General features: G+C 71.3%; 11 protein-coding genes. 6 read left to right on the top strand and 5 right to left on the bottom strand.

Going from position 1 to position 13,148, the window contains the following annotated elements:
* Positions 1-231 precede the first annotated feature (231 nt).
* Positions 232-999: a glycoside hydrolase family 16 protein gene (locus HP507_RS04800; RefSeq protein WP_254700937.1), complete on the top strand. Its 768-nt coding sequence runs from the start codon at positions 232-234 to the stop codon at positions 997-999.
* A 36-nt stretch (positions 1,000-1,035) separates the two neighbouring features.
* Here the strand turns inward: HP507_RS04800 and HP507_RS04795 are convergent, their stop codons facing one another.
* Positions 1,036-1,359, bottom strand: a complete 324-nt coding sequence (locus HP507_RS04795; RefSeq protein ID WP_175350708.1) for a hypothetical protein — start codon at positions 1,357-1,359, stop codon at positions 1,036-1,038.
* 61 nt (positions 1,360-1,420) lie between these two features.
* Between HP507_RS04795 and HP507_RS04790 the strand changes: the two genes are divergently transcribed.
* The gene (locus HP507_RS04790) at positions 1,421-4,747 is read left to right on the top strand and encodes a DEAD/DEAH box helicase (protein ID WP_175350707.1); all 3,327 of its coding nucleotides are present in this window, start codon (positions 1,421-1,423) and stop codon (positions 4,745-4,747) included.
* A gap of 128 nt (positions 4,748-4,875) precedes the next feature.
* Here the strand turns inward: HP507_RS04790 and HP507_RS04785 are convergent, their stop codons facing one another.
* Positions 4,876-5,655 (bottom strand): aldo/keto reductase, encoded by a 780-nt coding sequence (locus tag HP507_RS04785; protein ID WP_217508499.1) that lies wholly within the window; start codon positions 5,653-5,655, stop codon positions 4,876-4,878.
* Positions 5,656-5,682: 27 nt separating this feature from the next.
* On the opposite strand from HP507_RS04785, the gene HP507_RS18145 reads away from it, so the two are divergent.
* From HP507_RS18145 to HP507_RS04775, 3 genes are read left to right on the top strand one after another with little or no spacing between them, the layout of a single operon-like run.
* A complete protein-coding gene (locus HP507_RS18145; RefSeq protein WP_271207069.1) occupies positions 5,683-5,817 on the top strand; it encodes a hypothetical protein in 135 nt (44 codons plus the stop codon).
* Entirely contained in the window at positions 5,814-6,614 is an 801-nt protein-coding gene (locus tag HP507_RS04780) for an HNH endonuclease family protein (RefSeq protein ID WP_175350706.1), read from the top strand. Before HP507_RS18145 ends, HP507_RS04780 begins: the two co-directional genes overlap by 4 nt.
* Before the next feature lie 22 nt (positions 6,615-6,636).
* A complete protein-coding gene (locus HP507_RS04775) occupies positions 6,637-7,299 on the top strand; it encodes a GOLPH3/VPS74 family protein (protein WP_175350705.1) in 663 nt (220 codons plus the stop codon).
* 148 nt (positions 7,300-7,447) lie between these two features.
* On the opposite strand, the gene HP507_RS04770 is transcribed toward HP507_RS04775, so the two are convergent.
* A complete protein-coding gene (locus tag HP507_RS04770) occupies positions 7,448-7,756 on the bottom strand; it encodes a hypothetical protein (RefSeq protein WP_175350704.1) in 309 nt (102 codons plus the stop codon).
* Between the two features lie 53 nt (positions 7,757-7,809).
* Positions 7,810-8,184 (bottom strand): PH domain-containing protein, encoded by a 375-nt coding sequence (locus tag HP507_RS04765; RefSeq protein WP_175350703.1) that lies wholly within the window; start codon positions 8,182-8,184, stop codon positions 7,810-7,812.
* 292 nt (positions 8,185-8,476) lie between these two features.
* On the opposite strand from HP507_RS04765, the gene HP507_RS04760 reads away from it, so the two are divergent.
* Complete coding sequence (locus HP507_RS04760; RefSeq protein ID WP_175350702.1) at positions 8,477-9,202, top strand: hypothetical protein; 726 nt, start codon at positions 8,477-8,479, stop codon at positions 9,200-9,202.
* Between the two features lie 69 nt (positions 9,203-9,271).
* On the opposite strand, the gene HP507_RS04755 is transcribed toward HP507_RS04760, so the two are convergent.
* The gene (locus tag HP507_RS04755; protein WP_175350701.1) at positions 9,272-12,745 is read right to left on the bottom strand and encodes a TM0106 family RecB-like putative nuclease; all 3,474 of its coding nucleotides are present in this window, start codon (positions 12,743-12,745) and stop codon (positions 9,272-9,274) included.
* Positions 12,746-13,148 lie beyond the last annotated feature (403 nt).

The following is a 13,148-nucleotide window of genomic DNA, read 5'->3' as shown; positions in this document are numbered from 1 at the left end:
TGCGCGAGACCGCACGGCCCCGCACGGGACCGCACCGAACCGCAACCGGCATGCGGATGACCGCACCGGCGCCGTGGCGGAACCGCACGTGTCCCGCACGGTCTGTCCGCACTTCCCAGTACTGATGCGGACACCCCCCGTGCAGGGGGCAGAAGCAGGGCATCCGGCTCCCTAGCCTCGTGACGACATCACTCACGAAACGGACGGCCGGCGGTCCCCATGGTCAAACGCATGCTCATGATCGCGACGATCGCGGTGCTCTCCGCGGCGCTGACCCTGACGGCCGCGCGCACCGCCGAGTCCGGCGAACCCGACTCCGCCGGACTTGCCGTGCCGACCCCCTCAGCGAGCCCCGTCCCGACCCTTCCCGACCTCGGCACCCCGACGTTCTCGGAGGACTTCGACACCCCTGCCGCTGCGGGGGGCCCGTTCGCCGCGACCTACGCGCAGTCCTGGCAGCCGTACCCCGACGGCATGGGTGGGAAGTACTGGAGCGGGCAGATCATCAGCGCCCACGACGGCTACATGGACGTCGCGATGGACGGCGAGCACGGCGCCGCGGGCACGTTCGGCACCCCGACGGGCGCGTGGTCCCACGTCGGCGGCACGTTCAGCATCCGTGCCCGAGCCACGGGCGGCGGTGACAACGGCCTCGCCGTGATGCTCTGGCCCACGTCGGACGACTGGTCAGAGGGCGAGATGAACTACCCCGAGGGGAACTTCGACGGCGCGGTCCACGCTTTCCACCACTCGATGGTGCCCGGGCACGAACAGGACAAGGTGTCGTACACCGCGGACGTGTCCTGGAGCGATTGGCACACCTACACCACGCAGTGGGTGCCGGGGAAGTACGTGCGGTACTACCTCGACGGCAAGCTGGTCCTGTCGGTGACGCACGACGTGCCGACCACACCGCACCGGTACATGTTCCAGATCGGCAACTGGGGCTCGAGCGGGCACCTGATGATCGACTGGGTCAGGAGCTGGGACGCGACCTGAGCGGTCAGCGGTCAAAGGTCAGCGGTCGCGACCCGATCAAGCGGGCGGTGCACTGCCTTCCCGCACCTCGCGCACGTTCTGCGCCTGCCACCCCTCGGGGACCGACTCGCGGAACGCCCGGAGCGCGTCCTGGTAGCTGCTGCCGGTCGCCTCGTGCGGCTTCGTGTCCCGTGCGCGTGCGAGCGCCCGGACGGTCGTCTCGCCGGTCGCCTTGCTCGTGACCGCGTTGATCTGCTGCAGCTCGAACCCGTCCAGGTCGAGCGCCGCGATCGCGGCCTGCCGAGCCGCTTCGATGTTGTCCCCGCTGCCCTCGGATTCCCGGGTCGCGGTCGATCGGAGTTCGCCTCGCATGGTCGTCACCGTCCCAGTATCGCTCGGGCGACGGCCCGCCGGGGTCGGTGGCACCTGGCAGAGTTGTGCCGTGCCTGCCACCCCGATGATCGACGCCGTCGACGTCATCCGTTTCGTCGGGCCGCAGACCTTCGGCCGTGCGCGCGACCTCGTCCGGGCCGGTCTGGTCGACGACGCCGTCTGGCACGACGATGACGGCACCGTCACCGCGGCGGTCCTCGGCTCCGCCGACGACCCGTACGAGCTCCGCGTCGAGACCACACCGGCCCGCGGCGAGTTCGTCCGCCCCGTCCGCAGCACGTGCACCTGTCCCCTCGGCGGCGAGTGCAAGCACGTCGCCGCCGCGCTCCTCACCGTCAACGCGCGCGCCCTCGCCGCGGCCGCCGGCCCACACCAGGAAGCGCCGGCTCCGCCACCCCCGGACTGGAGGCACGACCTCGCCCGCCTCGCCGGTGACGACGAGCAGGCGGTCACCCCGCAGGGCACCCCCATGGGTCTGCAGTTCGAGTTGCGTGACGCGGTCTCCGCCCGGCTGGCGTCCCGCGCGAGGGCGGCCGGTCGAGCGCTCCCGACGGCCTCGCGGTCCGTGCGGCTCGGCGTCCGCCCGGTGACCCAGAGCGACGCCGGCAACTGGGTCCGCGGGCAGCTGACGTGGGGCACGCTGCCGTACTCGCTGAACCGGCTCGGCCTCGCCCCCGAGCAGCACGGCTGGTTCCTGCAGTTCGCCGCCCTCCACCGCGCCGGACAGCTCGCGGGGTTGCCCGGCGAGGCGGACTGGATCCACCTCGACGACTTCGGCAGCCCGCTGCTGTGGCCGTTGCTCGCGCAGGCACACGGGCTCGGGATCGCGTTCGTCACCGGGAAGCGTGCGGGCGGCGCGGTGCTCGGCACCGAGGCCCGCGTCCTGCTCGACGCCGCCCGGCACGACGGCGGACTGGTGATCGGTGCGAGCGCGGTCCTCGACGGCCGACCGGTCGCCGAGGGTGCCGCGCGGATGATCGGCGACCACGGCGTCTACGCCTTCCGTGAGAGCCCGGAGTTCCACGTCGCGTTCGCCCCGACTCCGGCCCCCGTGCCGGAGGACCAGCGCCGCATGCTCGTCGAGGGCGCCCGGATCACCGTGCCGGAGTCCGAGGTCGAGGAGTTCCTCGCGGACTGGTCCCCGAAGCTCCGCGGGGCACTCGGGCTCGTCAGCTCCGACGGGTCGATCGAGCTGCCCGAGCGCACGCCGCCCGAACTCGTCCTCACGGCGACCTTCGAACCGGCCCGCGCGCCCCGGACGGACGACCGCGTGCACCTGCAGTGGCGGTGGCAGGTCGACGGCCGCAAGGACCCCGTCGCGCTGCACGGACCGCTCCCCGACCTGTCGGGCCTGCGCGCGGCCGACGACCCGGCCCCCTCGGAACCGGCGGCCGACGACGCGGGCCGAGCCGCGCCTCCCGGACCCGGCGGCGGCCTGGCGTGGTTCGAGGACGGCACCGTCGAGGGCGCCGACGTCGCGGTCTTCTCGAACGAGCTGCTGCCGGAACTCCCGGGCCTCGGCGTCCGGACGGTCGTGCAGGGCGAGCGCGTCGACCACGAGCGGCTGACCGGTCGTCCGCACATCCGTGTCACGACGATGCCGTCCGAGAAGCACGACTGGTTCGACCTCGGGATCGTCGTCAGCGTGAACGGGAAGGAGATCCCGTTCACGCCGCTGCTCCGGGCGCTCGCCAAGCGGGACCGACGGCTCAAGCTCATCGACGGCTCGTACCTGTCGTTGTCCGACCGCGCGTTCGACCGGCTGAAGGAGCTCATCGAGCAGGCCCGCGACCTCGACGAGTGGGAACCGGACCAGCCGATGACGGTGACGCCGCTGCAGGCCGGGATCTGGTCGGAGTTCGACCAGCTCGCCGACGAGACCTCCCACGACGAACGGTGGCAGGCGATCGCGTCCGGGCTGCTCGGCGCGACCCCGCCGGGTTCGGTCGCCGTCCCGCCGTCGGTGCACGCCGACCTCCGGCCCTACCAGCACGCCGGGTACGCGTGGCTGTCGTTCCTGCTGTCGCACGGCATCGGCGGGGTGCTCGCCGACGACATGGGTCTCGGCAAGACCCTCCAGGTGCTGACGACGATCGCGGCGGCACGGGAGTCATCGCCGGACGCGCCGCCGTTCCTCGTCGTGGCGCCGACCTCGGTCGTCGGCAACTGGGCGTCCGAGGCGGCTCGGTTCACACCGGGTCTGCGCGTGGCGACCATCGGGTCGACGACGCTGAAGGACCCGGGCCTCGTGGCGCGCACCGCTGCCGCCGCCGACGTCGTCGTGACCTCGTACGCGCTGCTCCGGCTCGACGCCCGTGCGTACACCGACCTGCCGTGGTCGGCCCTCGTGCTCGACGAGGCGCAGTTCGTGAAGAACCCGCAGTCGCAGACGCACCGGGTCGCGGTCGACCTGCGCGCGCCGGTGAAGTTCGCGATCACCGGGACGCCGCTCGAGAACGGGCTGACCGACCTCTGGGCGCTGTTCCACATCGTCGCGCCCGGGCTGCTGTCGTCGTGGTCGCGGTTCGGGGACGACTACGTGAAGCCGCTGTCGTCGCCCGACCTCCGCGGGGACCCGCGCCGTCAGCTGACCGAGCGGCTCCGGCGACGGATCCGGCCGCTCATGCTCCGCCGGACGAAGGAGGGCGTCGCCGCCGACCTGCCGCCGAAGCAGGAGCAGGTCGTCCGGGTGACGCTCGACCCGGCGCACCGGGCGCTCTACGAGACGACGCTGAACCGGGAGCGCCTGAAGGTGCTCGACCTCATCGACGACCTCGCGCGGAACCGGATGATCGTGTTCCGGTCCCTGACGCTGCTGCGGATGCTGGCGCTCTCACCGGCGCTCGTCGACGGGTCACGGGACGACGTGTCCTCGGCGAAGCTCGACCTGCTGCTCGACGAACTCGAGCAGCTCGCCGCCGAGGGACGACGCGCGCTCGTGTTCAGCCAGTTCACGTCGTTCCTCCGCATGGTCGCCACGGCCCTCGACGACCGCGGCATCGGGTACGAGTACCTCGACGGGTCGACGCGGCGCCGGCCCGAGGTCATCGACCGCTTCCGCAACGGCACCGCCCCCGCGTTCCTCATCTCGCTCAAGGCCGGCGGCTTCGGGCTGACCCTGACCGAGGCGGACACCGTGTTCGTACTCGACCCCTGGTGGAACCCCGCTGCCGAATCGCAGGCGGTCGACCGGACGCACCGCATCGGGCAGACCCGGTCGGTGAACGTGCAGCGGTTCATCGCGGAGGACACCATCGAGGAGAAGGTCCTCGCGCTCGCGGCGAAGAAGGCCGAACTCTTCGCCACGATGATCGACGACGACGCCCTGTTCGCCGACGACCTGACGGCCGACGACATCCGCTCGCTCCTGGAGTGACGCCGGGCGCGCGGGCTGCGCGCATGGCCCGACGTTCCACGAGTCGATCGACGGGTGGAACGTCGGACGATGCACACGGCGGAGCGGCGCCGAGCACGCCGATCGCGCGCGGAAGTAGCCGCGCGGCGTCAGCGGCCGAGGGCGTCGATCGCCGCGACCTCCTCGGCCGTCAACTCGACGCGGGCGCCGGCCGCGTTCGACCGGATGCGCTCCGGGTTCGACGACTTCGGGATCACGACGAACCCGTGCGCGACGTGCCAGGCGACGATCACCTGGGCGCTGTCCACGTCGTGCGCCCTCGCGATGTCGAGCAGCGTCGGGTCCTGGAGGTTGCTCGCCTTGAACGGGCTGTAGCCCTCGAGGACCACACCCCGGTCCCGGAGGCCGTCCGCGATCGCCGCGTCGTACTCGACCGGGCTCCACTTGATCTGGTTCACGGCCGGGGTCGTGCCGGTCTCCTGCACGAGCTCGTCGATCTGCGCGAGCGAGTAGTTGCTCACGCCCACCGCACGGGTGAGCCCGTCGGCCTGCGCCTGCACGACCTGCTCCCACACGTCCGGACGCGCCTCACCGTTCGGCGGCCAGTGCACGAGCCACAGGTCGAGGTGGTCCAGGCCGAGCTGGTCGAGGCTCTCCTCGATCGTCCCGCGGACACGGTCGGCGTTCTCCGGCGGCAGCTTCGTCGTCACGAAGACGTCGTCACGGGCGAGCCCGGAGCCGGCGATCGCCTTCCCCACGCCGCGCTGGTTGCTGTACCCGGTGGCGGTGTCGATGTGACGGTAGCCGGCACTGAGTGCTTCGCCGACGGCCGCCGGGGCATCGGCATCGGGGATCTGCCAGGTGCCGAAGCCCAGGAGCGGCATCGACCCACCGGTGACGGACACGGACGGATTCGCGTAATCGGTCATGCGTCCGTGTCTACGCCGTGCCCGCCGGTGCCTCGCACACCCGGGGTCGTCGACGCCCCGCTCCGCCTCCTCGCGATGTCCGCGGTCTCCGGCATGATCGTCGAGGCCATCCGGCTCGCCCCGCCGCACCACCGCACGACCAGGAGCACCACCCACGCATGACGTCCCGCCGACGCCGAACCCGCACCAGCCTCACGTCCGTCCTCGTCGTCCTCGCGCTCGCCGTCGGCGGGTACACGCTCCACACTGCGGGGATCCTCGCGCCCGATGCCGAGGCCGCACCCGGCACGAGCAGCGCGACCGCGGGGTCCGGCGCGCCCACCATCACGACGGAACCGGCGGCGCCGGAGACGACCCGCGCCTCCAGTCCGACCGCCTCGGTGACCGGGACGGCCACGGACCACGAGGACGCGGCGACCGCGCGGACGCGACTCGCACAGCTGCCCGTGAAGGGCAAGGCGCCCGCGACCGGGTACGACCGTGTCGCGGACTTCGGGACGGCGTGGCTCGACGTCGACCGCAACGGGTGCGACACCCGGAACGACGTGCTGGCGCGGGACCTCACCGCCATCACGCGTCAGGGACCGTGCACGGTCCTCACGGGGACGCTCGTGTCGCCGTACACCGGTGCGACGATCGACTTCGTGCGGGGGAACACGACGTCCACGCTCGTGCAGATCGACCACGTCGTCGCGCTCGAGAACGCCTGGCGCACCGGAGCGCAGCAGCTCACCCAGACCGAACGCGAAGCCCTGGCGAACGACCCGGAGAACCTGTTCGCCGTCGACGGGCACTCGAACGCGCAGAAGCGCTCCGGCGATGCGGCGACCTGGCTGCCGGCGGACAAGTCGTTCCGGTGCACGTACATCGAGCACCAGGTCGCGGTGAAGACGCAGTACCGGCTGTGGGTCGCCCCCGCGGAGCACGACGCGATGGACCGCATCCTGAGCACCTGCTGACCACGCATGGCACGATGCGAACATGGCTGAGTCGCTGACGATCCCCCAGGCCTTCGCCCTGCTCCAGATCTCTCCGGACGGTCGGCGCAGCACCGATGGGCAGCGCCTCGACATCGGTCTCGCCGGAGCCGTCCTGGCAGACCTGGCGCTCCGAGGGGCGGTCACGCTCGACGGCGGGAAGGTCGCGGTCGCCTCGGGAACGGTCACGGGCGACGCCGCTCTCGACGAGGTGCTCGGGTCCATCGCTGCCTCCGGAGCGCCGCGGAAGGCGAAGTGGTGGGTGCAGCGGCTCGGGAAGCGACCCTTGCGTGACGCGGTGCTCGCCGGCCTGGTACAGCGCGGCATCATCAGCGAGGAGCAGCGCACCACGCTCGTGCTCTTCACGACGACGCGGCACCCCGAGCGGGACGGCGGGCCCGAGGCACTCGTGCGGTCGGGCATCGCGGACGTGCTCCGGCAGCGGACCTCGCCGACGCCATACCTCGCGGCGCTCATCGGCCTCCTGGACGCGACGAGCACCCTGCGCGAGCAGTTCGGCCGGGTCGACAAGGCGCTCGTGAAGTCGATCGCCGAGGGCGAATGGGCCTCGCCGGCCGTCCGCGCGGTGCTGTCCGACGTCCAGACCGCCGCGATCGTGGCCGGGGTGGTCGCGTCGACCGCCGCGACGTCGGCGGCGACGGGCTGAGGCGTGTTCCGACGCGCTCAGGCCCGAGCGCGGTGACCGCAGCGGCCACGGACCTGCGAGGTCTCGGGCCGCCGTGCTCGGCGGCGATCGAGTGCGATTCCTGGGACGACGAGCCGATCGAAGCGCGTGTCCCAGTCGGGTACTCCGACTACCAGACGGTGCCCGCTCCGAGGAAGATGCTGATGAAGGCTAGGCCGCCGAGGACCAGGCCGGTCACGGCCATCCCCATCCCGCGGTGGACACGGTTCGCCCGGACGATGCCGCAGATGCCGAGGATGATCGCGAGCACGTCCGGGACACCGCCGAGGAGCAGCCCGATGAAGAACGGCACCCACGTGACCAGGAACCCGAAGATGCCGAGGACGAGCGCAGCCACGGCCAGCCCGTTCCCCGGCTGCTGGCCGTAGGCGCCGGGCATGGGTTGGTACGGGTACTGCGGCGGGGGTGAGTAGCTCATACAGCCAAGCCTAGGAATGCGCAGCCGGATCCTTCAGTCCCCGTTCGCGGCACTCACAGCACGTGGTGAGCGATGAGCTTGCCGAGGTAGGTGATGTCGAAGCGGCCCTTGAACTCGAACCGGACCTTCCCGAGGCCGCTGAACCAGAGTTCGAGCTCTGCATCGAGGTCGAACGTCCCAGCCGTCTCGACAGAGAACGCCTGGATCTTGCTGTACGGCAACGAGCTGAAGTCGCGCTTCTTGCCGGTGATGCCCTGCACGTTCCCCGCGATGATGCGCTTGTCGGTGAAGACGACGAAGTCGCGGATGGTCTTCGCCGCGACGAGGACCTGCTCGCCGTCGAGGAGGAGCCCCGAGATCTGCGGGACGATCTCAGCCGGGTCGCACTGGGCGAGCTTGAACAGAGAACCGTTGTTGAAGTCGATCACGCCGCGAGCGTAGCCAGTCCCCCGCACGGAAGAGCATGCCGACACCCACCCAGTTCTGGGGATCGCTCACCTCGGCGCCACCCCGCCAGACTGGGCCGACGACCAAGCACGGATGAGGGGGACGTCGATGCCGCTGGGCGGACCAGGACCACGTGATTGGTCTCCACCGGAGTTCTCCTCGGCGCCACCACGAAAGCCGCCTCGTTCGGGGCCCGCGTTGCTCGCTGATGCGGCACTCCCTCGACGCACTTCGAGCCGACCGACACGTCCCTGGGCATGGGCGACACTCGCCATGTTGCTCGGGACCGGGAGCCTCGTCATGGGGCTGGTCGAACCTCAGCGGGCTGGTCTCCAGTCGGGGTTCATCGCGTCGACGATAGGGATCACCGCCGTCGTGCTCGGCGTGCGCGTGGTGAAGACCGCGAGAGGGGGCTCGTCAGTCGCACGAGCCTGCGGGCGCGGAGGCGCCATCCTCGGAGCCGTCGGCACGGCCCTCATGGCGTACGCAGTCATCGCCGTGGCGCTCACCGGGGTCGGCGTCCACCTTCCGGCGATCTCGTTGCCGATCAGCGACCGCGGGCAGGCGATGAGCACGGTCCTGCCGTCCACGAACGCCTCGGCAGCAGCGACGAACGCAACGTCCGTACCGACTCCTCCGGTACCCGTGCCGGCCGATGCTCCCGCTCAACACGCTGCGGTTCCGCAGACGACGGAAGCCGCGCCGGCGACGCCCGAGGCGGAACGCTCCGCCGTCGTCCAGAGCGCGGGCACGCTCGCCTTCGTGATGGAGCAGTCGTTCGGCGGCGGCCCGTACCCGGAGACGCTCGCCGTCGGGATGAGCAGCCCCCAGCGCATCATGCTGACCGACGGCACGGGACTCGCAGCCGTTCCGGACGGTTCGCGCGTCCTCTACTCCACGTCGTCCGACCGATCAGCCTGGTCCGTCACGATCATCGGCGCACGGTTCGGAGCGGTGGCGACGTACAGCTCGGCGGTCGGCACGGTCGAGGCCGGTTGACACCGTCCCGCGTCGGTTCCCGCGGATGCCCGCCACCGAACGCTCGACTCGGTGCGGCGACCCGCACGGTCAGGGGCGATGCTCGACGAGCTCGATGAACCGGGACAGCAGCGACAGCCCCGCGATGGACGGCGGCAATGCCGTGGTGAGCGCCGGCGAGTACACGAGGTACGCCGCCCACTTCGCCCGGGACAGCGCCACGTTCAACCGGTTCGGCATGAGCAGGAAGTCGAGTCCGCGCGGGATGTCGGCAGCGCTCGACGCGGCAAGCGAGACGATCGACACGACGGCCTCGCGCCCCTGGAACAGGTCCACCGTGCCGACCTGCGTTCCCCTGAGTCCGGCCCGGTCGAGCGCCTCGCGGATGACGGCACCCTGCGCGTTGTACGGCGCGACGACGATGACGTCCTCGTCCGTGAGCGTCCGGGACGCGTCACCGTCCACCCATCGCCGCCCGACGACGTCCTGCACGAGCTGTACGACGCGCGTGGCTTCCTCCGCCGAGGAGGTGGTGTTGCCCACGTGCACGATCGGCTCGGGGTGCACGCCGGGCTCGATGCCGTCGAGGTGTCGACCGGACGCCATCGAGGCGAGCTGCCCGTCGTACGACAGTGCCGAGACGGACGCGGTCAGCGCTGGCTCCATCCGACGGGTCCGCGCGAGGAAGTACCCGAACGCATCCGGCAGCACGTGTTCACCGTCCGCGAGCCACCCGAGGGCGGATTCGTCGACCGGCTCGGGGTGCGAGCCCTGCGAGACCTGCGGGAGCTGCTGCGGGTCCCCGAGCAGGAGCAGCCTGGTCGCAGCGACCGAGGACGCGATGGTGGGCGCGAGCGAGAACTGACCGGCCTCGTCGACGACGAGCAGGTCGAGGGAACGCCGCTCGATCGTTGCCTCGTTCGCGAACGTCCACGCGGTCCCACCGACGACCCCGCCGGTGCCCGACGCCTCGCAGGAGGACAGGAAGGCGGCGACAGCGGCGCCGTTCTTCACCGGCGTCCACGCTGCACCCTCGAGTTCGTCCTCGGTCGCGCCGGGCTTCGGCACCTTGACGACCCGGTCGGTGGGGACGCCGGCGCCCACCACCGACGCGAGGAAGTTCTCCGACGTCGCGTGCGACTGCCCGACCACCCCCACCCGCCAGCCGTACTCGCGGACGAGCCGAGCGACCACGTTCGACCCGACGTACGTCTTCCCCGTTCCCGGAGGGCCCTGGATCGCCAGGTACGACCGGTCGAGTCCGAGCAGCGTCGCCACGACGGCCGACACGGTGTCGTCGCCCTGCACGGGGACGATCGCTCCGCGCGGCGGAACCCGTCGGAGCAGGTCGAACGCGGGATCGGGCAGCATCGACGGCAGCTCGTCGAGCACCGCCTGACCCCACTCCGCGATCGCCTCGGGCTGCGGCTTGGCCCGTGGCGGCGCGGCCGGCGAGAGTGCCACCGGGAAGTCGTCGTGCGGTTCGCCACCGGTCGGCAGGCTCTCCTTCAGCAGCACCTCGGTCGCGTCGCCGTTGTCGGCGACCTCGAGCACGACCGCGCGAGACGACGCGCCCTTCGACCCGGGGCCCGGAGCGGTGACCGACGGCGGGAGCGGGTCGTCGTAGACGAGGTGGGGCGTGCCTCCAGGCCGAAGGCGTGAGCCGGGCGCGAGCGTTCCCGACAACCGGAGCTCTCGAGACGGCTGCTGGCGGGCCGTGAGCTTGCCCCAGTCGCGCTCCACCGAGACGCGCTCGACGACGAGCACGTCGCGCGTGTCCGCCCAGTCGTCCACCGGGTTCCGGAGCCGGTCGAAGTGGTCCTGCCAGAACGTCTTCGCCTCGCGCCGGTGGTAGTCGATCGCGGCGGCGGCGAGCGCCAACGCGGTCTGGTCGGGTGTGCGGTCGAGCGCGTCGACGTGAGCGAGTTCCGCGGCGAGCGCGACGTACACCGGGTTCGGTTCGCGCTCGACGGGGATCGGCGGGACGTCGAGCGTCTCCGGCCCGGCCGTGGGCACGGTCTGGGAAGCTCGCAGCGACAGCAGCCAGTCCCGGAGCCGGAGCGTCGACCGGCAGTCGTAGGCGTTGTAGTCGGCGACCTCGTCGAGCATGTGCTGCCCGGCCGCGGCGTCGCCGTTGCGGAGCTCCTCGATCGCGTCGACGTAGGCGGTGATGCTGTCCGCGGCGTTCGTGACGTCGCTCAGCCGGAGGTCCTCACCCATGTACAGCGGCTCGAGCTTCTTGATCGAGTAGCTGTGGCTGCCGACCACGAGCGCCTTCCGCACGATCGGGTACAGGTCCACGAGGACGCCCGCGCGCAGCAGGTCGTCCACCGATTCCTCCCCGACGCCGTGGCGTGCCGCGAGGGACAACAGGTGCGTCCGCTCGTACGCCGCATAGTGGTAGATGTGCATGCCCGGGAACTGCTCGCGGCGCTGCCGGACGAACTCGAGGAAGTCCACGAGGGCCTGCCGCTCGTCGCGGATGGAGTGTGCCCAGAACGCCGCGAACTCCGCACGGTCGTCCACGAGTCCGAAGAGGTAGTCGAGTCCCCAGTGCACGCCGTCCTCGGTGTGCAGCGGGTCGCCCTCGAAGTCGAAGAACACGTCGCCCGGATTCGGCGCCGGGATGGCGTCAAGTGCGTGCGCGTCGAGGACCTCGAAGAGCGGCTTGGTGGGCGCTCCGGCCCGTCGCGCTGCTCGCGCTGCGTCTTCTGTCTCGACCTGGAGGCGCGCCTGACGCACCAGCCTGTCCTGCGTCGAGCGCGACATGCCCGGCACGGCCGCGGTCCGGCCCGCCAGGTCGTCGATCGTCCGCACCCCCTGCCGGATCAGCTTCGTCCGCTGGTCGAGGCGCATCCCCGCGACGAGGACCAGATCGCGGTGCTCTTCCACCTGGGTCGAGCAGACGTCGCACCGGCCGCAGGAGCCGTAGCGCGGATCGCCCCAGGCGAGCGGTTCGTCGGCCGCCAGGCGTTCGGCGATCACCCGCTTGAGCTCGGCGCGCTGCGTCCGGTACACCGGCGCGATGTCGGCCAAGTCGTGGGTGGTGGTCGTCCGGTCGCCGAGCACGAGGTGGACCTGCTCGCCGGTGGGGATGCCGTGCGCCTGCATCTGCTCCGCGTACGCGGCGAGCTGCAGCAGGGCGCTGATCTTGGCGTGGCGGGCGAGCTTCGTGTCGTAGACCTCGTACTCGCCGCGGTCGTTCCGGATGATGAAGTCGGCGAAGCCGATGAAGTCGTCCGCGTGGAAGGTCGGCTGGTAGAGCACGTCCGCACCATTGCGCATCGCGGTGAGCGCCTGTTCCGCTGCCGCCGCGTAGTCAGCCGGTTCGGGGCGGTCGAACTCGACGACGTCCCGCGTCTCCTTCAGGATCGCGAGGTAGTCGAGCTCGTGCTGGTCCCCCAGCCGTGCCGTGCGCTCGAGCATGTCGTCGTGCGACTCGGGCAGGGGTTCGCCCCGTCCGAGCTTGGCGTCCATCCGCCGGAGGAACGCCCACTCGCAGGCAGCCCACGTGGAGAGGTCGCTCGGGCTGAGCAGTACATGCCCGTCGCTGCCGATCTGCATGGGTCCCCCGTCTCGTGTGGTGCCCTGCGAGCCTAGGGCCGGCCGCCGACACCCGTCGCCCTCTCGTCGCTCGCGTCCACCACCGTGGCGCGTCAGCGAACCTCTGCCGACTCCCACATGTGGCGCACACCCTGACGCAGCGCCCGGACCCAGGGCAGCACCGGAACCACGAGCAACGCCGGCGTCACCATGCAAGGGCCAGCGCCGATGGCGCCCCCGAGCCCAGGGTCGCCGGCCAACATCACCAGCGACGCTCTCCCATGCGCGTGCGCGTTACGGCTCGATATCGCGAGGCGCTCCGCGCCCCACCCCGATCTCCTCGTGGCACGTCGGGGTTGCGTGACGCCTTCAACCGCGAGATGCTGACACTGCCAGCAACATTTCAACGGTAACCCATCACAAA

Source organism: Curtobacterium pusillum, assembly GCF_013359865.1.
Taxonomy (GTDB): domain Bacteria; phylum Actinomycetota; class Actinomycetes; order Actinomycetales; family Microbacteriaceae; genus Curtobacterium; species Curtobacterium pusillum.
The sequence above is the reverse complement of the archived record's forward strand: the minus strand, read 5'-3'. Positions and strand labels throughout refer to the sequence as shown.

What these genes read in the sequence shown, in the direction of transcription:
- HP507_RS04780 (WP_175350706.1), top strand. Translation starts at nt 5,814, where the DNA reads ATGACGTCCCGCCGACGCCGAACCCGCACCAGCCTCACGTCCGTCCTC.
- HP507_RS04760 (WP_175350702.1), top strand. Translation starts at nt 8,477, where the DNA reads ATGTTGCTCGGGACCGGGAGCCTCGTCATGGGGCTGGTCGAACCTCAG.
- HP507_RS04785 (WP_217508499.1), bottom strand. Translation starts at nt 5,655, where the DNA reads ATGACCGATTACGCGAATCCGTCCGTGTCCGTCACCGGTGGGTCGATG.
- HP507_RS04770 (WP_175350704.1), bottom strand. Translation starts at nt 7,756, where the DNA reads ATGAGCTACTCACCCCCGCCGCAGTACCCGTACCAACCCATGCCCGGC.
- HP507_RS04775 (WP_175350705.1), top strand. Translation starts at nt 6,637, where the DNA reads ATGGCTGAGTCGCTGACGATCCCCCAGGCCTTCGCCCTGCTCCAGATC.
- HP507_RS04755 (WP_175350701.1), bottom strand. Translation starts at nt 12,745, where the DNA reads ATGCAGATCGGCAGCGACGGGCATGTACTGCTCAGCCCGAGCGACCTC.
- HP507_RS04800 (WP_254700937.1), top strand. Translation starts at nt 232, where the DNA reads ATGCTCATGATCGCGACGATCGCGGTGCTCTCCGCGGCGCTGACCCTG.